This is a genomic window from Bradyrhizobium sp. WYCCWR 12699 (genome assembly GCF_032144035.1).
Taxonomy (GTDB): domain Bacteria; phylum Pseudomonadota; class Alphaproteobacteria; order Rhizobiales; family Xanthobacteraceae; genus Bradyrhizobium.
Genome location: NZ_JAVTJN010000030.1, coordinates 815970 through 833876 on the forward strand (window position 1 = coordinate 815970; position 17907 = coordinate 833876).

At 65.1% G+C, this 17907-nt stretch carries 14 protein-coding genes, 1 tRNA gene and 1 riboswitch; of the genes, 6 read left to right on the forward strand and 9 right to left on the reverse strand.

Annotation, left to right across the window (positions count from 1 at the left end; genetic code table 11):
• Positions 1–5: 5 nt before the first annotated feature.
• Positions 6–929 (reverse strand): thioredoxin, encoded by a 924-nt coding sequence (gene trxA, locus RPS27_RS14615; RefSeq protein WP_194405303.1) that lies wholly within the window; start codon positions 927–929, stop codon positions 6–8.
• Positions 930–1204: 275 nt separating this feature from the next.
• On the opposite strand from trxA, the gene RPS27_RS14620 reads away from it, so the two are divergent.
• The 4 genes from RPS27_RS14620 to RPS27_RS14635 all read left to right on the forward strand — a co-directional run bounded on the left by RPS27_RS14620 (position 1205) and on the right by RPS27_RS14635 (position 4767).
• Positions 1205–1279: transfer RNA gene (locus tag RPS27_RS14620), tRNA-Gly, on the forward strand.
• A 76-nt stretch (positions 1280–1355) separates the two neighbouring features.
• A complete protein-coding gene (locus tag RPS27_RS14625; protein WP_212064688.1) occupies positions 1356–2342 on the forward strand; it encodes an NAD(P)-dependent oxidoreductase in 987 nt (328 codons plus the stop codon).
• Between the two features lie 351 nt (positions 2343–2693).
• Complete coding sequence (locus RPS27_RS14630; protein WP_194405305.1) at positions 2694–3962, forward strand: PQQ-dependent sugar dehydrogenase; 1269 nt, start codon at positions 2694–2696, stop codon at positions 3960–3962.
• A gap of 211 nt (positions 3963–4173) precedes the next feature.
• Complete coding sequence (locus RPS27_RS14635; RefSeq protein WP_212064687.1) at positions 4174–4767, forward strand: c-type cytochrome; 594 nt, start codon at positions 4174–4176, stop codon at positions 4765–4767.
• A gap of 36 nt (positions 4768–4803) precedes the next feature.
• On the opposite strand, the gene panE is transcribed toward RPS27_RS14635, so the two are convergent.
• The 4 genes from panE to RPS27_RS14655 all read right to left on the reverse strand — a co-directional run bounded on the left by panE (position 4804) and on the right by RPS27_RS14655 (position 8570).
• On the reverse strand, positions 4804–5727 hold the full coding sequence (gene panE, locus RPS27_RS14640) for a 2-dehydropantoate 2-reductase (RefSeq protein WP_212064686.1): 924 nt from the start codon (positions 5725–5727) through the stop codon (positions 4804–4806).
• A gap of 97 nt (positions 5728–5824) precedes the next feature.
• Entirely contained in the window at positions 5825–6439 is a 615-nt protein-coding gene (locus RPS27_RS14645; protein ID WP_212064685.1) for a 2-hydroxychromene-2-carboxylate isomerase, read from the reverse strand.
• A gap of 96 nt (positions 6440–6535) precedes the next feature.
• Positions 6536–7885, reverse strand: a complete 1350-nt coding sequence (locus RPS27_RS14650; protein WP_212064684.1) for an MATE family efflux transporter — start codon at positions 7883–7885, stop codon at positions 6536–6538.
• Between the two features lie 88 nt (positions 7886–7973).
• Entirely contained in the window at positions 7974–8570 is a 597-nt protein-coding gene (locus tag RPS27_RS14655; RefSeq protein ID WP_212064683.1) for a DUF2239 family protein, read from the reverse strand.
• Between the two features lie 165 nt (positions 8571–8735).
• On the opposite strand from RPS27_RS14655, the gene RPS27_RS14660 reads away from it, so the two are divergent.
• A complete protein-coding gene (locus RPS27_RS14660) occupies positions 8736–9401 on the forward strand; it encodes a glutathione S-transferase family protein (protein ID WP_212064682.1) in 666 nt (221 codons plus the stop codon).
• Between the two features lie 118 nt (positions 9402–9519).
• Here RPS27_RS14660 and RPS27_RS14665 read toward each other — a convergent pair whose 3' ends face one another.
• Together RPS27_RS14665 and ggt are read right to left on the reverse strand one after the other, a co-directional pair.
• Positions 9520–10815: an MFS transporter gene (locus RPS27_RS14665; protein ID WP_194405312.1), complete on the reverse strand. Its 1296-nt coding sequence runs from the start codon at positions 10813–10815 to the stop codon at positions 9520–9522.
• A gap of 96 nt (positions 10816–10911) precedes the next feature.
• Positions 10912–12660: a gamma-glutamyltransferase gene (ggt, locus tag RPS27_RS14670; RefSeq protein ID WP_212064680.1), complete on the reverse strand. Its 1749-nt coding sequence runs from the start codon at positions 12658–12660 to the stop codon at positions 10912–10914.
• Positions 12661–12763: 103 nt separating this feature from the next.
• Between ggt and RPS27_RS14675 the strand changes: the two genes are divergently transcribed.
• A complete protein-coding gene (locus tag RPS27_RS14675) occupies positions 12764–14149 on the forward strand; it encodes an MFS transporter (protein WP_212064678.1) in 1386 nt (461 codons plus the stop codon).
• Positions 14150–14274: 125 nt separating this feature from the next.
• On the opposite strand, the gene purH is transcribed toward RPS27_RS14675, so the two are convergent.
• Both purH and RPS27_RS14685 read right to left on the reverse strand, forming a co-directional pair.
• Positions 14275–15867: a bifunctional phosphoribosylaminoimidazolecarboxamide formyltransferase/IMP cyclohydrolase gene (purH, locus tag RPS27_RS14680; protein WP_212064676.1), complete on the reverse strand. Its 1593-nt coding sequence runs from the start codon at positions 15865–15867 to the stop codon at positions 14275–14277.
• Between the two features lie 24 nt (positions 15868–15891).
• A riboswitch (ZMP/ZTP riboswitch) is annotated at positions 15892–15973 on the reverse strand.
• Positions 15974–16031: 58 nt separating this feature from the next.
• Complete coding sequence (locus RPS27_RS14685; protein WP_211415166.1) at positions 16032–17750, reverse strand: heparinase II/III family protein; 1719 nt, start codon at positions 17748–17750, stop codon at positions 16032–16034.
• Positions 17751–17907 lie beyond the last annotated feature (157 nt).

The following is a 17907-nucleotide window of genomic DNA, read 5'->3' on the forward strand; positions in this document are numbered from 1 at the left end:
GCGCCTTACGAAAACAGGATCGTCGACAAACGCTTGCGTCCCTCGACGGTTGCATCATCCGTGCCGCCCCAGGCCTCGAAGAACTGCACCAGCTGCTTGCGGGCGCCGTCGTCGTTCCATTTGCGGTCGCGCCTGACGATCTCGAGCAGCTGCGCGGTGGCAGCCGTGCGGTCGCCTTTCGCGTTGAGCGCGGTCGCCAGGTCGAATCGGGCCTGATGATCGAGCGGGTTTGCGGCGACTTTCTGTTCCAGCTCCGCGACCGGCCCGAGCGATTGCGCCTGCTCGGCGAGATCGATCGTGGTCTGCACGGCCTTCACCGCGGGGTCGTTGCGCTTGGATTCCGGCACCATGGCCAGCGTCTGCTTGGCCTGCTCCATCGCGCCGGAGGTGGCGTAGCATTTTGCGAGGCCCGCGAGCGCGGCGATGTTGGTCGAATCGTACTGGAGCACCTCGGCATAGATCTGCGCGGCAGCCGCGGCGTCGCCCTCCGCGAGGACGGCTTCGGCCTCCTGCAGGATTTCGGCGATATTAGGCTCGCCAGGCGCGGTCACGCCCTTGGTCAGCTTCTCGATGAAGGCGTTGAGCTGGCTCTCGGGCACCGCGCCCATGAAGCCGTCGGCCGGCTGGCCGTTGACGAAGGCGATCACGGCGGGGATCGACTGGATGCCCATCTGGCCCGGAATCGCCGGGTGCTGGTCGATGTTCATCTTGACCAGCTTGACCTTGCCCTTGGCCGCCCTGACCGCCTTTTCCAGCACGGGGGTGAGCTGCTTGCAGGGGCCGCACCACTCCGCCCAGAAATCGATCAGCACCGGCTGGCGCTTCGATTCCTCGATGACGTCCTTCACGAAGGTCTGGGTGGTGGTGTCCTTGATCAGATCGGCGGCGGCCGGGTTTGCGGCTCCGTTACCCTGGTCGATGATCGTCACGGGATCCCCTCGTCTGATGTCCGGAATGGCGGCTCTTTAGCACGTCGCCGCTTCCTGTGCTTTGCTGTCGGCTCCTAAATTGGGCCGAATGGGCCGAATTTCAATCCACCGCGGCCGATTCGGCGGTTCCGGGACCTTTTCGGGCCGTTTGGCCGCAGGAGGGGCCCAAATAGCGCCCTCGAATGCCAATTGATGCCGCCGGTAGCTGTTGCATTCCCCTCCCGCTTTTGGCATACGACAGCCGTTGCCGGCGCGTCACGCGACCGACACAGGATGCGGGTGTAGCTCAGTGGTAGAGCACGACCTTGCCAAGGTCGGGGTCGAGGGTTCGAGCCCCTTCGCCCGCTCCAATTTTTCCCAGAGCATCCAGCCAAACCGTACGGAATCGTGGTTCTCCACGCGGCTGGCGGCTGTCTTGGGGGCGCAATGACAATCCTGGTCACCGGCAGCGCCGGCCATCTCGGTGAAGCCATCATCCGCACCCTGCGTGGGCGCGGCTCGCCTGTGCGCGGGATCGACCTGAAGTCCTCGCCGTTCACCGATGCCGTCGGCTCGATCGTCGATCCCGGCTTCGTGAGGGGCCAGATGGCCGACGTTACCGCGGTGATCCACACCGCGACGCTGCACAAGCCGCATGTGGCGACTCACACCAAGCGGGACTTCGTCGACACCAACGTCACCGGCACGCTCAATCTGCTCGAGGCGGCGGCTTCGGCCGGTGTGAAGAGCTTCGTCTTCACCAGCACCACCAGCGCGTTCGGCTCGCAGCTTCGGCCCGAGGCCGGACTGGCTGCGGTCTGGGTCACCGAGGATCTGCCGCCGGTCCCGAAGAACATCTACGGCACCACCAAATTGATGGCGGAGACGCTGTGCGAGCTGTTCTTTCGCGAGCGCGGCCTGCCGGTGGTCGTGTTGCGGACCTCGCGCTTCTTTCCGGAGGACGACGATGATCCCGCGATGCGGTCGGCTTACGCGCTGGACAACGCGCAGGCCAATGAGCTGCTCTATCGCCGGCTGGATATCGCGGACGCGGTAAGCGCTCATCTGCTCGCCGTCGAGCGCGCGGCAAAGATCGGGTTTGGCCGTTACATCGTCTCGGCCACCAGTCCGTTCGAGCCGCGTCATCTCGCGGCACTGGCGCGCGATGCGGCTGGTGTCGTGCGTGAGCTCTATCCGGATTGCGCGGAGCTCTATGCGGCGCGGGGCTGGAACCTGTTCCGCGAGATCGACCGTGTCTATGTCAACGAACGCGCGCGTCGCGAGCTGGGCTGGCGGCCGGAGTATGATTTCGCGCATGTGCTGCGCAGCCTGCGCGAGGGCCGCGATTTTCGCAGTAGGCTGGCGCGCGAGATCGGCGCGAAAGGCTATCACGACATGGTGTTCGACGACGGACCCTACCCCGTCGCCGGGTAAGCACAGCGATTGCTGTTTTGCCCGACGAGTCAACTGCCTGCGGGGCTCGCCCCGCGCGGCGCGAGCTGCGCCGTTCTACTGTGCATGGGGTTGTTTTCGCGTTTTTTGTTTTCCGGCTCTCGGCCTTGATTCCGCGTTGCAGCGAGAGCGCTGTCGTCACGCCGTTCGCTTGTTGACACTCCGTCTCAATTTTTATGCGGCGCAACTGCGGTGCGTGCGCCGCGCTTCTCAGCGCTCGCAGATGTGCTAACCTTTTTGCGTCTGTCGTCCCGACGGACCCAAAACTTCGCCTCTCGACTAGTAAAATAAAATAAATCGCAGCCCTGACGGCTGCCTTAGGGGAGTGACGCGATGACATCGGTGTTCCATCGATCCGTGTTGGCGCTTGCAGCCGTGGCCCTTCTTGCCGGGACCAGTGCTGCCAGCGCGCAAGACAAGAGCAAGCCACTCAAGAAATACGAATCCGGCACCAAGGAATTCTGGACCCATCCGCCGGATGACTGGTTCCTGGGCGACGAGACCGAGGCGCAGAAGGGCCTAGCGCCGCCGTCCGGCCCGCCGACCGGCGCTTCCGACGCCGAGCTCGCCAACATCATCAAGAAGGTCAAGCTGCCGCCGGGCTTCAAGATGGAGGTCTATGCCTCCGGTGTGCTGGCTGCGCGGCAAATGGCCTGGGGTGACAAGGGCACGCTGTTCGTCGGCTCGTTCGGCCTCGGCAACGTCTATGCCATCAAGGACAATGGCGGGAAGAAAGAGGTCAAGACCATCCTCAAGGGGCTGAACATGCCCACCGGCCTCGCCGTCAAGGACGGCGCGCTCTACGTCATCGCGGTCGACAAATTGATCCGCTACGACGACATCGAGAACAAGCTCGACAATCCCGGCGAGGGCAAGGTCGTCTATGACGACATGCCGTCCTACGCCGCGCATGGCTGGAAGTACATCGCGGTCGACAAAGAAGGTTGGTTCTACATTCCGTTCGGACCGCCCTTCAACATCGGCATCCCGCCGACCAGCGTCTCGCAGATCCGGCGCGTCGATCCCAAGACCGGCAACGCGGAGATCTATGCGCTCGGCGTGCGCAACTCGGTCGGCGGCGACGTCGATCCGCGCACCGGCAAGTACTGGTTCACCGAGAATGCCCGCGACTGGATCAGCGATGATCTGCCCTCAGACAAGCTGAACATGATCAACAAGATCGGCGAGCATTTCGGCTATCCCTACTGTCACCAGGGCAATCTGCCGGACGACAAGTTCGCGATGGGCCACAAGTGCTCCGAGTTCACGCCGCCCGTGCTGAATCTCGGCGCCCATGTCGCTCCGCTCGGCATGAAGTTCTACACCGGCGACCAGTTCCCCGCCGAGTACAAGAACAACATCCTGATCGCCGAGCACGGCTCCTGGAATCGGCACAAATATCAGGGCGGCCGCATCATGCGCGTGATCGTCGGGCCTGATGGCAAGAACCCCAAGCAGGAGGTGTTCGCCTCCGGCTGGATCGAGGGCGACCAGGGTTATCTCGGCCGTCCTGACGACATCATCCTTGCCAAGGATGGATCGATCCTGGTTGCCGACGACTGGGCCGGCGCGATCTATCGCATCAGCTACAGCAAGAAGTAAGCGCGACGTTGCGAAGAGGCTGCGACCGGGTGACGGCCGCAGCCTCTTTCATGACAAGGTCTTTCACTGTCGTTCCGGACCGCGCGCCAGCGCAAGCCCGGAACCCATAACCCCGACTGGTGGTTATGGATTCTCGGATGCGCAATCGCGCATCGGAGCTCGTCCTCCGCACGCCCCGGAATGACGGACTCGATAGATCGGAATCCTCATCATGCGCCGTCAGTTTTTGTCGTACGCTATCGGTGCGCTATCGCTCGCAGTGCCGGCCTTCATCCCGGCCCAGGCCGCCGATAATTCCGCGATCAAGGAGAAGGCCTCGGTCTGCTCCGGCTGTCACGGCGAGAACGGCATTTCGCAGACCGAGAACATCCCCTCGCTGGCCGGGCAGCCCGATCAATTCATCCAGTGGCAGCTGGTGTTCTTCCGCGCCGGCTCGCGCAAGAACGACCAGATGAAGCCGATTGTCGAGGAGATCACCAACGAGGACATTCGCAGCTTCGGCGCCTATTTCTCCCAGATGACGCCGCCGAAGGCAGCGGACGACGGCGATCCGGACCTGTCGAAGAAGGGCGCGCAAGTTGCCGCCGGCCGCCGCTGCGCCTCATGTCACACCGATAGCTTCGCCGGCACCAAGGCGGTCGCGCGGCTCGCGGGTCAACGCGAGGAATATCTGGTCAAGGCGCTGCATGACTACAAGGCGGGCCAGCGCGTCGGCGGCGGCGTCGCCGCGATGGCCGATGTCGCCTATCACATGAGCGACGAGGAAATCACCGCCGTCTCGCACTATCTCGCGCATTTGAAATAGTTGCCGCAAACGCCACACCGAGTGTGTGGCCGGCCACTACTCCGCCCGCTGCTTTTCGTACGCCTTCAAATGCGTATACGCGATGCGCAGCTTCGGCACCGGCACCTTGGCGGCGTCGGCGCGCGCGATGAGGTCGCCGATGACGTGATCGGCTTCGACCGGCAGGCCGGCCTTGATGTCGCGGAACATCGAGGCCGTCATCGGCGAGCCCTCCGCGGTGAGATTGCCTTTCACCCGTTCGAAGAACGGCCCGCCTGGCGGATAGCCCGACGCAGTGGCGATCGCACTGGTCTCATCCAGCATGCCGAGCAGGAAGTCCCGGCCGCCGGGCGCTGCGAGGATGTTGCCGACGGAGGTCCGCATCAGGCTGGTGGACGCTGCGAGCGAGGAGAGGAACACCCACTTCTCCCACATGTCCTGCATGATGTTCTGGCTGGCGGCGGCGCCGGTGATGCCGCTCTTGAAGGCGTCATCGATCGCCTTGACGCGATCCGACAGCTTGCCGTCGCGCTCGCCGTAACTGATCGCCTGCATCGGCTGGAGCTGCACCACCTCACGCCTCTCGTTCAAGGTCGCCGCGATGGCGCAGAGGCCGCCGAGCACGCGCTCCTTGCCGAACTTGCCGTCGAGGATGTCGAGATGGCGCATGCCGTTCAGCATCGGGATGATCGCGGTGTTCGGCCCGACGGCCGCGGCAAACGATGTGATGGCGTCGTCGAGATCGAACGCCTTGCAGCTCAGGAGCACGACGTCGAACTTGTCCTTGAGCGCGTCGGCCTGCACGGTCGGCGGATTCGCCAAGGTCACATCGCCATTGGGGCTCTTGATGACGAGCCCGGCGCTCGCGAGCTCGCTGGCCCGGCGCGGCCGGACCAGGAAGGTGACGTCGCGGCCGGCCTGCAACAGCCTGCCACCAAAATAGCCGCCGATGGCGCCGGCGCCGACCACGAGGATACGCATGGGATGCTCCGTTCTTTTCTTGGCGAATGGCGAATAGGGAGTAGCGAATAGCAGGCGCGATTTCCACTCGCTATTCGCTACTTGCCATTCGCGCGCTTCACTTTCCCGACACCATCTCCTCGACCTCGCGGAGCTGCTCCTTGCCGAAGAACATCTCGTTGCCGACGAAGAAAGTCGGCGAGCCGAACGCGCCGCGAGCCACGGCTTCCTCGGTATTCTTGATCAGCTTGCCCTTCACGTCGGGCTCCTGCGCGCGGGCGAACAGCTTCTGGGCATCGAGCCCCGAGGACGCCAGCGCCTTCGCGACGACTTCAGGATCGTCCATCTTCTTCGGCTCGCGCCACATGTGGTGGAAAGCGGCCTCGACGTATTTCTCGAACACGCCCTCCGCTTGCGCCGCGATCGCCATGCGCATCAGGTTCAGCGTGTTGACGGGAAAGTGCGGATTCCAGACATAGGGCTTAACCTTGAAGCGCTTGATGAAGCGCTCGGTCTCGACCTGCAGGAACTCACGCTTGTTCTTGACGCCGGCGAGCGTTTCGGCCGGCGACTTGTTGTTGGTCGACTTGAAGATGCCGCCGAGCAGGATCGGGACGTATTCGAACTTGACCCCGATGCGCTGCTCGATCGCGGGAATCGCGAGATGACTGAGATAGGCGTTCGGGCTGCCGAAATCGAACAGGAATTGCGGCTCTTTGCGGGTCAAACTCATTCTCCCTGACCTAACTTTTTGATCTGGCTTTGATCCATTGTGGCGCAGGGCGGTCCACAGGTCCACCGTTTAATGATGATCATAATACTCTGGGCATCAGACCAGGCGCTGGATCGCCCGCTGGCGCCACACCAGCAAGTAATAGCCCATCTGCAAAACAAGCATGGCGCAGAACACGATGGGATAAGCGGCCCATACGCCCTGAAGGCCGATGATGCGGCTCAGGACGATCGCAGCGGGCAGCTCGATCGCAACGATCGCGAGGATCGAGAGCAGCATCGGCGTCAGCGCGACGCCGGCCGCGCGCATCGCCCCGGAAAACACCGTGGCGAGGCCGAACGGCACCGAGCTCCACAAGGCGATGTCGAGCAGGCCCTTCGCCAGTTCGAGCACGGCGGCGTCGGTGATGAAGATGCCGAGGATGGCTCGCGGCGTGAGATAGATCAGTGTCACGAGCCCGCCGGTCAGGACGAAGTTGAAAGCGAGGCCGGTCCGCACGATGCCGTCGAGCCGGTCTCTATTGCCGCTGCCGACCGCCTGTGCGCCCAGGATCGAGACCGCGATCGAAATCGACATGGCCGTGAACTGCGTGTAGCCCATCACCTGGTTGACGGCGCCATAGGCTGCGGTGGCGTCCGATCCAAAGCCGTTGACGAGGCCGAGCAGAACCAGCTCCGCGATCGCCATCACGACCATGCCGACGGCGCTCGGCAATCCGATGCCGAGAATCTTGCCGAGCATGGCGCGGTTGAGTCGCAGCTGGCGCAGCAGGGCCGCGTCGGGCGCGAGCGGGTGCTTCTTCCGCCGCAGATAGGCGGCCAGTGCGATCAAGGTGAGTGCGTTCGCGATCGCCGCCGCCCAGGCCGGGCTGGTGATGCCGGCCGCCGGCAGTCCGAACGATCCGCGGATCAGCATCGGGGTCAGGATCAGGCCGATCGCCGTCGACAACGCCAGGGCCAGCAGCGGCGTGAGCGCATCGCCGAGGCCGCGGATCATCGCCGTCATCAGCAGGAAGACGAAGCCGAGCGGCAGGGTGAACAGCATGATCCGCGCATAGGCGCTGGCGGGAGCGAGAATGTCCGCTGGCGTGGCGAGCGCCATCATCAATTTACGGCTGAAGAGCCCGCCGATCAACGCCACCGAAATGGACAGCAGCAGGCCGATCGCAAGCGTCGTGCCGACAACGCTTCTGATCTTGTCGTGCTCGCCCGCGCCGAAGGCCTGACCGATCAAGACGGTTGCGCCGGTGCTGAGGCCCATGACGAAGGCGAACAGGAAGAACATCACGGGGAAGAACACCGAGACCGCCGCCAGCGCATCGACGCCGATCATCTGGCCGAGATAGACGTTGCTGACGGTGCCGAACAGCGATTGAAGCGCGTTGCTCAGCATCAATGGCGCGAGAAAGCGCAGGAACGTTTTCCAGAGCGGCGTGGCGACGGACATGGGTGCCTTTCATCAGGGCGTGCGACGCCGTTGCCGCGCAGGGCGCGCGGCTCGGCCGTCGATGGGGTTATGAAGAGCGGTGCGCGGCTTACGCGCGGTCGCTGTAGGCGAGCTTGACGATGTGGTCGCGGATGTCGGTCGGCCAGTCCGCGATCAGTGCGGTGAAGCGGCGCCGGTCATCTGCGAACAGCGCGCGCGAAGCTTCCTCGAACTGCGGCAGATTGCCGGCCATGGTCGACATGAAGTGATAGGCCGCATCGCGTGCCTGCCGCTCGCGATCCTTGTCGCCGCTCGCGCGCCTGGCTTCGTCGACCAGCTTGCGCAGCGCGACCGAGGCGCCGCCTGCTTGCGCGCCGAGCCACTCCCAGTGCCGCGGCAGCAGCGTCACCTCGCGCGCGACCACGCCGAGCTTCGGCCGGCCGCGGCCGCGCGGCTCGCTCGGTGGCGTGCTCTCCTCGACCGGAGGCGGGACAAGCTTGGCCAATCGCGCCAAGACCTCGCGATCGCCGCCGCGCAGATCGAAGTCGATCGGTCGGCCTGTGGCGTCCTCGAAGATGATGATCGGCTCGTCCGGCCGGGCCGCCACCCGCTTGACGACCAGTGCGACCTCGCCGGCCGGCCCGCATACCAGGCGGCGCGGCCCTTGGAAGGCGGTGAAAATCTTCTGCATTGGAATAATTGCCATATTGACGATGTTATCCGCCTTAATACCCGGGTAAATTTGCGAGGTCAATATACCCGGGTGAAAATATCTGCCTGGACGGCTCGACATTGTGTTCCCAGGCTGGCACGAACAGCGCCGCCGACCGACCACGCCTAGCCACCACGCCTAAGCCTTGGGGATCTACCGATGCTGACCGTTCACCACCTCAACAATTCCCGCTCGCAGCGCGTGCTGTGGCTGCTCGAGGAGTTGGGCGTGCCTTACGAGATCGTGCGCTACCAGCGCCAGCCGGACATGCGCGCGCCGAAGGAGCTCCGCGCCATCCACCCGCTCGGCAAGTCGCCTGTCATCACCGACGACGGCAACACCATCGCCGAATCAGGCGCGATCATCGAATATCTCGTCGCGACCTACGGCAACGGCCGGCTGATCCCGCCGCCTGATACACCGGAGCGGCTGCGCTTCACCTATTGGCTGCATTATGCCGAGGGCTCTGCGATGCAGCCGCTGCTGCTGAAGCTTTTGTTCACGCTGATGCCGAAGCGCGCGCCCGCGCTGCTTCGTCCGCTGGTGCGCAAGGTCTCGAACCAGGCGCTGACCACGCTGGTCAATCCGCAGCTCAAGCAGCACATGGATTACTGGGAAGGCGAGCTCGGCAAAAGCGAGTGGTTCGCCGGCAACGAGTTTACCGCAGCCGACATCCAGATGAGCTTTCCGCTGGAAGCGGCGCAAGCGCGCGGCGGGCTCGAGCAGGGCCATCCCAAGGCGATGGCCTTTTTGGAGCGCATCCACGCGCGGCCGGCCTATGCGCGTGCGCTGGAGAAGGGCGGGCCGTACCAGGTGGGACGATAGTTATAGGGCCGTCATTCCGGGGCGGTGCGCAGCACCGAACCCGTATGCTCGAGGTTCTCAGGTGCACAATTGCGCACCACAGTTCACGCTTCGCGTGCCCCGGAACGACATCTCTCCGTTAATGCGCGTGCAGCACACGTCCGCGTGTCTCCGGCAGCGCAAAGGCGGCGATGAAGAACACCGCGTAGGCCGCCACCGCGAAGATCGCGATCGCATTCGCAAGCGATGTCGTCGCCGACAGCGCGCCGACGAGGAAGGGAAACAGCGCGCCGATGCCGCGGCCGAAATTGTAGCAGAAGCCCTGGCCGGAGCCGCGCAGCCGCGTTGGATAAAGCTCGGTCAGGAACGCACCGACGCCGGAGAAATAGCCCGAGGCGAAGAAGCCGAGCGGGAAACCGAGCACCCACAGGATCTCGTTGGTGAGCGGCATCTGCGTATAAAGCAGCACCACCGCGATGGCGCCGATCGAGAAGATCAGGAACAGATTGCGCCGCCCGATCCGGTCGGCGAGCCAGGCTCCCGTGAGATAGCCGATGAAGGAGCCGATGATCAGCGTCGACAGGTATCCGGTCGAGCCGACGATCGACAGGTGCCGCTCCTTGGTCAGGAATTGCGGCACCCAGAAGGTGACGGCGTAGTAGCCGCCCTGGCAGCCCGTCGCCATCAGCGAGGCCAGGATCGTGGTCTTCAGGATCGGGCCGGAGAAGATTTCCCAGAGCGCCGGGCGATCGCCGCTCGCAGCCTGCCTGGCGCGGGCCTGTGCCGAGATCTCTGGCTCGGTGACCGAGCGGCGGATGTAGAACACCAGAAGTGCCGGCAGCGCGCCGATCACGAACATCCAGCGCCATGCCGTCTCCGGCGGCAAGACCGAGAACAGGATCGCCTGCGACAGCACCGCGAGGCCCCAGCCGACTGCCCAGCCCGACTGCACCGAGCCGACCGCGCGCCCACGATATTGCGGCCGGATCGCTTCACCCATGAGCACGGCACCTGCGGCCCACTCGCCGCCGAAGCCGAGGCCGAGCACGGCACGCGCGATCAGGAGCTGGTCGAAATTTTGCACGACCGCGCAGACCAGCGAGAAGAACGAGAACCAGATGATGGTGATCTGGAGCGTTCGCACCCGCCCGATATGGTCGGAGAGATAGCCGCCGAGCCAGCCGCCGATCGCGGACGCCAGCAGCGTCACCGTGCCGGCAAGGCCGGCCGAGGCGGCATCGACCTTCCACAGCGCGATGATGGTGCCGATCACCAGCGGATAGATCATGAAATCCATGCCGTCGAGCGCCCAGCCCGCCGCGCAGGCCCAGAACGTCCGGCGCTCCGGCGCGTTCATGTCGCGATAGAACGCCAGAAGGCTGGTGTCCTCGATCTCGGCGCGCTCGATGTTCTGGAGCGGATCGGTCGTGGTCATGGCGTTTCCCCGGCAGTTTTTTTGGCTGCCCTTTGGTAGCACGCGTGGCCGCGAGAGCTAGCGGGCCGGCGCTCCCGTGCCATGCAAACGGCGTGGCTAGTGCCCCGCCGCCTCTGCGCCCCGTGTGCGGGGGTCGGGTGCGCCGAGCGGCCCGTTCGGCGTCACGAGAATCGAATTCGCCGATGTCTGCCCCATCGGCTCGACGATCGTGTGGCCCATCGCTTTCAGCCCCTGCAACACGTCCTCGGGAAAGCCGCGCTCGACACGCACCTCGTCGGGCAGCCATTGATGATGCAGCCGTGGCGCCGCGACGGCGGCCGCAACGTCCATCCTGTAATCGAGCACGTTGACGATCACCTGCAGCACGCTGGAGATGATGCGGCTGCCGCCGGGCGAGCCGGTCACCAGCACCGGCTTGCCGTTCCGGAGAACGATGGTCGGCGACATCGAGGAGAGTGGACGTTTGCCGGGGCCGGGCAGATTGGCCTCGAAGCCGACGAGGCCATAGGCGTTCGAGGCGCCGACCGCGGCGGTGAAGTCGTCGAGCTCGTTGTTGAGCAGCACGCCGGTGCCTTCGGCGACGAGGCCGACACCGTAGCTGAAGTTCAGCGTATACGTATTGCTGACCGCGTTGCCGCGGGTATCCACCACGGAGAAATGCGTGGTGTTGCTGCCTTCGCGCGGCGAGGGGGCCGCGGATGCGAGCTCTTTCGACGGCGTAGCGCGTTCGGCAGAGATGCCGGAGCGCAGCTTGGCGGCGTAGTCCTTCGCGGTGAGCGTCTCGATCGGCGCGTTGACGAAAGCGGGATCGCCGAGATAGTGCGCGCGGTCCGCATAAGCGCGTTTCATCGCCTCGACGAGTAGATGCAGCGATGCCGGCGATCCCTGCTTCAAATCGGCAAGCTGGAAGCCTTCGAGAATGTTGAGGGTTTCCACCAGCACGATGCCGCCGGACGAAGGCAGCGGCATCGAGACGATGTCATAGCCGCGATAGCTGCCGCGCACCGGCGCGCGGATCACGGCTTGATATGCTTTCAAATCGGCCGGCGTCATGATGCCGCCCGCATCAGCCACCGCCTTGGCCAGCTTTTCCGCAACCACGCCCTCATAGAAGCCGCGTGGCCCCTGTGCGGCGACGGCCGAGAGCGTTTCGGCGAGATCGCCCTGCACCAGCCTGTCGCCTTCACGAAGCGGCGAGCCATCGGGCCGCGAGAAGATCTTGGCCGACGAAGGCCAGCGTGCCAGTCGCCGGTACCAGGTCGGCAGCGTATCGGCCATGTCGTCGCTGATCACGAAGCCGTCGCGCGCGAGCGCAATCGCAGGCTCGAGCAATTGCGCCAGCGTGAACTGGCCGGAGCCGTATTTTTCCAGTGCCAGGGAAAGACCGGCAATCGTGCCGGGCACGCCGACACCGAGCGCGGAATCTCGTGACTTCGCCGTATCGGGCTTGCCGTCGGCGTCGAGGAATATCTGCGGTGTGGTCGCCGCCGGCGCCGTCTCGCGGTAGTCGATCGTGATGTCTTCATTGCGGTCAGCGGAATGGATCACCATGAAGCCGCCGCCGCCGATATTGCCGGCGCGCGGATAGGTCACGGCCATCGCAAAGCCGGTCGCGACCGCTGCGTCGACCGCATTGCCGCCACGCCGCAGGATCTCGGCGCCAACTTGCGCGGAGATCTTCTCCTGCGCGACCACCATGCCATGCTCGGCCGCGACGGCGCGCACGGCGTCGCGAGCGGGTGGGACGTAGCCCTGCCGTGCGTCCTGGGCGGCTGCGGGTGCAAGACCAAACGTCAGAACGGCTAGGAAGGCGAAAAACGTCCGCCGGGTCGAATATGACGACATGATCAAGTTTCCGCAGGGGCTTCGGACTGGTTCACACGCCTCGCTGCAATGCTATACGGTTTGCCCCAACAGAGGCAAAACTGTTCGTGATGAGGACTGCGTGATGACGACGATCGCCCCGGATGTGCGCATGGCCGATGCGCAGCGGACCTATCCGCCACGCGCCGCCGTCGTCAGCTGGATCTTCTTCGATTGGGCCGCGCAGCCCTATTTCACGTTGATCACGACCTTCGTGTTCGCGCCGTATTTCGCAACCAGCATTGCGCCGAATCCCGCCACAGGCCAATCGCTGTGGGGATTTGCGATGGCGGCTGCGGGACTTGCGATCGCGCTGCTGTCGCCGGTGCTGGGGGCGATCGCGGATGCTTCCGGCCGAAGGAAGCCGTGGATTGCGGGATTCGGCGCGGTGCTTGTGCTGGCATCGTGCACGCTATGGATCGGCAAGCCCGGTGATCCCTCGGTCATTCCGCCCCTGCTCACCGCGGTTGCGCTCGCCAGCGTCGGCGCGGAATTCGCCACCGTCTTCAACAATGCGATGATGCCGACGCTGGTGCCGCCGGAGCGGATCGGCCGGCTTTCCGGCACCGGCTGGGCGACCGGCTATATCGGCGGCATCGTCAGCCTGATCATCGTGCTCGGCCTGCTCGCCGCCAATCCCGAGACGGGCCGCACATTACTGGGCCTGACGCCGTTGTTCGGGCTCGATCCGGTCAGCCATCAGGGCGATCGCATCGTCGGACCGCTGACCGGGCTGTGGTTCGTGATCTTCGTGACGCCGCTGTTCCTGTTCACGCCGGATTACCCGGCGAAGCGCCCGCTGCGCGAAGCGCTGCACGAAGGTTTGGCGGCGCTGAAGAAATCGATCAAGAGCCTGCCGACGCAGAAGTCGCTCGCGGCATTCCTGCTCGCCAACATGATCTACACCGACGGCCTGGTGTCGCTGTTCGCCTTCGGCGGCATCTATGCAGCGGGCACGTTCGGCTGGCACACCATCCAGATCGGCACCTTCGGAATCATGCTCGCGATAACAGGCACGTTCGGCGCATGGCTCGGCGGCAAGCTCGACGATCATCTCGGGCCGAAGCGCGTCATCGCCGGCAGCTTGCTGTTGCTGCTGCTGTCGGTGGCGGCGATCCTCCTCGTCGACAAGGATAGCGTGTTGTTCGTCAAGGTCGCGCCGCCGCAAGCAGGCGCCGCCATGTTCTCGAGCGCCGCGGAACGCGCCTATCTGGTGCTGGGCTGTCTCATCGGCGCGGCCGGTGGTCCACTGCAGGCGGCGTCACGCACGCTTCTGATCCGCCTCGCGCCGAGAGATCGCATCGCGCAATATTTCGGTCTGTTCGCGCTGACCGGGAAGGTGACGTCCTTCATCGGACCGCTGCTGATCGGCATGATCACCGCTGCGACGGCGAGCCAGAAGGCCGGCATGGCGGTGCTGGTGGTGTTCTTCGTCGCGGGATTGGGGCTGTTGATGCGGGTGCGGGAGTAGCACCCCATCGTCATTCCGGGGCATCGCGGAGCGATGAACCCGGATCCAGAAGTTGTGGCGCGAGACTCTCAGGTGCGCAATTGCGCACCAGGGTTCGCGCTGCGCGCCCCGGAAGGACGGCGAACTCAGTGCCGGAAGTGCCGCGTCCCGGTGAACACCATGGCGATGCCGTGCTCGTCGGCGGCCTTGATCACCTCGTCGTCGCGCATCGAGCCGCCGGGCTGCACCACGGCGGTGGCGCCGGCTTCGATGCAGGCGAGCATGCCGTCGGCGAACGGGAAGAACGCATCCGAGGCCACCACCGAACCCTTGGTGAGCGGTTCGGGAAGCTTCAGCTCGTTCGCCGCGTCCTGCGCCTTGCGCGCCGCGATCCGCGCTGAGTCTACCCGGCTCATCTGGCCTGCGCCGATGCCGACGGTGGCGAGATCCTTGGCGTAGGTGATGGTGTTGGACTTGACGTGTTTTGCCACCCGGAACGCGAATTTGAGGTCGCGCATTTCGGCCTCTGTCGGCGCACGCTTGGTCACGACCTTGAAGGTCATGTCGTCAACCACGGCGTTGTCGCGGCTCTGCACGAGCAGGCCGCCGGCAACCGTCTTGGCGGTGAGGCCGGGCGCGCGCGGGTCGGGCAGGCTGCCGGCGAGCAAGAGGCGCAGGTTCTTCTTGCCGCCGATGATGGCGATCGCTTCCTCGGTGGCGTCGGGCGCGATGATCACCTCGGTGAAGATCTTGGTGATCTCGCGTGCGGTGTCGGCGTCGAGCGCGCGGTTCATCGCGATGATGCCGCCGAAGGCCGAAGTGGAATCGCAGGCCAGCGCCTTGCGATAGGCCTCGACGAGGTTCGCGCCTTCCGCGACGCCGCAGGGATTGGCGTGCTTGACGATGACGCAGGCCGCGGTGCGCTTGGTGTCGAACTCGCCGATGCATTCATAGGCGGCATCGGTATCGTTGATGTTGTTGTAGGAGAGCTCCTTGCCCTGGAGCTGCCGCGCGGTCGAGACGCCCGGGCGCTTGTCCGGCGTCGCGTAGAACGAAGCGGTCTGATGCGGGTTTTCGCCGTAGCGCAGCGACTGGATCAGCCTGCCGCCGAAGGCACGGAAGTCCGGCGCTTCGATCTCGAGTTGGCGGTTGAACCAGTTCGAGATCGCGGCGTCATAGGCGCCGGTGCGCGCATAGGCCTTTGCGGCAAGCCGCCGGCGCAGCTTCAGCGTGGTCGCGCCCTTGTTGGCGGCAAGCTCGTCGAGCACGGCCTTGTAGTCCTCGGCTTCCACCACGACGGCGACGTCGTCATGGTTCTTGGCGGCGGCGCGGATCATCGCGGGGCCGCCGATGTCGATATTCTCGATGCAATCCTCGAAGCCCGCGCCTTTGTCGACGGTCGCTTCGAACGGATAGAGATTGACGACGAGCAGGTCGATCGGCGCGATGCCGTGCGCCTTCATCGCCTCCGCATGCTCCTTGTTGTCGCGGATCGCGAGCAGCCCGCCGTGGACCTTCGGATGCAGCGTCTTGACGCGGCCGTCCATCATTTCGGGGAAGCCGGTGAGGTCGGAGACGTCCTTCACCGCGAGGCCGGCCGCGGCAATCGCTTTCGCGGTGCCGCCGGTCGAGACCAGCTCGACACCATGCGCGGCCAGCGCTTTGGCGAAATCGATCAGGCCGGTCTTGTCGGAGACGGAGAGCAGAGCGCGGGTGACGCGGCGGGGGTGGTCAGTCATGAGCAAGATCCTCTGTTCAGGGAGTGTCTATGCCCAGGCGCGCGGCAGATATGTGTCGCGCTTCCCGATGGTGCTCCATCCAAGGTCGCCAGTCGCGCGAGCGAGGGCTCGATAGCAGCTTTTGGCCGTTTTCACAACGACGAGATGGGCCAAATCGCGTGCGTTTACAGCGGCAGTTCCGGCTCCCGCCGCGCGTTACGGCGGGCATTGGTCACCGCCGGCGAGGCCGTGGAACGCACGAAGCTCCAGCGGATCGAGGGCGCCTGGCGAGCATCCTGCCGGATCACAATCTGCGCGGTGCGGCGCGGGCCGTCATTGCCGGCCAGGAACACGCTGTCCTCGAGGTCGACCTTGTCGTCCAATGCTTCGAAGGTCCAGACGTCGCGGTTCGGCAGCACCAGCATGACGCCGCGGGCATCCGACAACCGGCTCGCCTTCACGGCCGGATGCAGATGGAAGCGCAGCGCGAAATCGGCATCCGCGCCCTTGAAGCGTCCGCCCTGCGGCGGCGACAGCGTGTCCTCGCCGTCGATGCGCGCGCCGTCATTGGCGATCATCAGCACGCGGCGATGGATCGCGCCGAACTTGGAGAGATAGCCGTCATGCGAGGCCGTGAGCAGCGTGCCGTTCTGCACGATCTCGCGGTAGCTCTCGACCTCGACGGGCCCGCTGGTGACGGGCGAGCCGTGCAGCAGCCGCTTCATCGCCGACATCTCGACGAACTGACAGGACGAGGTGTCGTGATAGGTCAGCGTCGAATGCGCCGCCGTGCCGCGTGCGAACGGCCGCCAGTTGTCGCGGCCCGTGGTCGGCATGCCGCAATTGGTGACGATGCGGCTGATGCCTGAGGACAGCTCGAACGACAGGCAGCCGGCATGGGCATCGTGGCTGACGCCGGCCGGCGGCGGCGGTCCCGTGTCGATGATCACGGTGGTCTGGCCGGCATCGAGGCGCTGGAAGCCGGTATGCGGCATGTTCGCCATCGGCGCGCCGTGGGTGTCGTCATAGGCGAGCAGCGTGGCGAGCAGATCCGAGGATGTCGCGCTCATGCCGTTGAACAGCGCGAAATTGCCGTCGCCGTGCCGGAAGAAGCGCAGCATCGGCATCATGCGGTCGATCGCGTTGAGCAGCGCCGGCGGCGGCGCGATGTTGCGCGCGGCGAAGGTCTGCCGCAGCGGCAAGAGGTCGATCAGGAGCTCGATCAGCGCGCCGGGGTTGCGGGAGATGTGTCCGCCATCGGGCAGGATCTGCCGCTGCAATTCGTCCGACAGCTTTTTCGATGCGCTGCGGATGTGGCGCGCCTGGTTGGCAAGGCACAGCGCCGCATAGCACAGCGCGATCAGCACCTGCAGCTTCGGCACCCCATCCGGAATGTCGACCATGGCGAAGCGCAGGAAGCGGATCTCGCGTGCGAGGGCGCGCAGGTAACGGCGGTAGAATTTGTTGTCGGTCTCGTTCAGCACCAGCGGCGCCTGCGACAGCAGCGAGATCACGCGCCTCGCCAGCACGTCGGCGCGGCGCGCGACGGGACGGCGCTTGTTGGCGGGATTGGCGATCCAGTCCTCGATCAGGGCGCGCGCATTCGCGCGTGTCAGCGCGGTGTCGGCGGCGCGCAGATGGCGCAGCCAGCCGAAGCCGAGCAGCGCGACCTCCCAGTCCTCCGACGGCGGCTCGAGATCGAAGATCGAGCGGCCGTGGCAATTGACGATCTTGCCGGCGAAGACGAAGCGGCCGGCATAGATTTCGGCGGCGCGGGTCGCATCCGCGGTGCGCAGATCGTGCGGCGCGATGATCAGGCGGTCGGTGCGGCCGGGCCAGACCCGCGACAGCGCAACGGAACCGCCGCTCGCGCGCGCGAGCATGTTCCGCGCGAAGCGGTTCATGACGAGCGTCGAGATACGTCTGCGTTGAGCGACCGACACGCCTTGCCTTGAAGGGGGAGAGGGATTCCGACGAATCCCTATTAATCCCAAAATCGGACGCCTGACACCACCTTGAACGTGTGCGAATCAGCGCCGTGGTCGCAAAATCCAGTGCAAA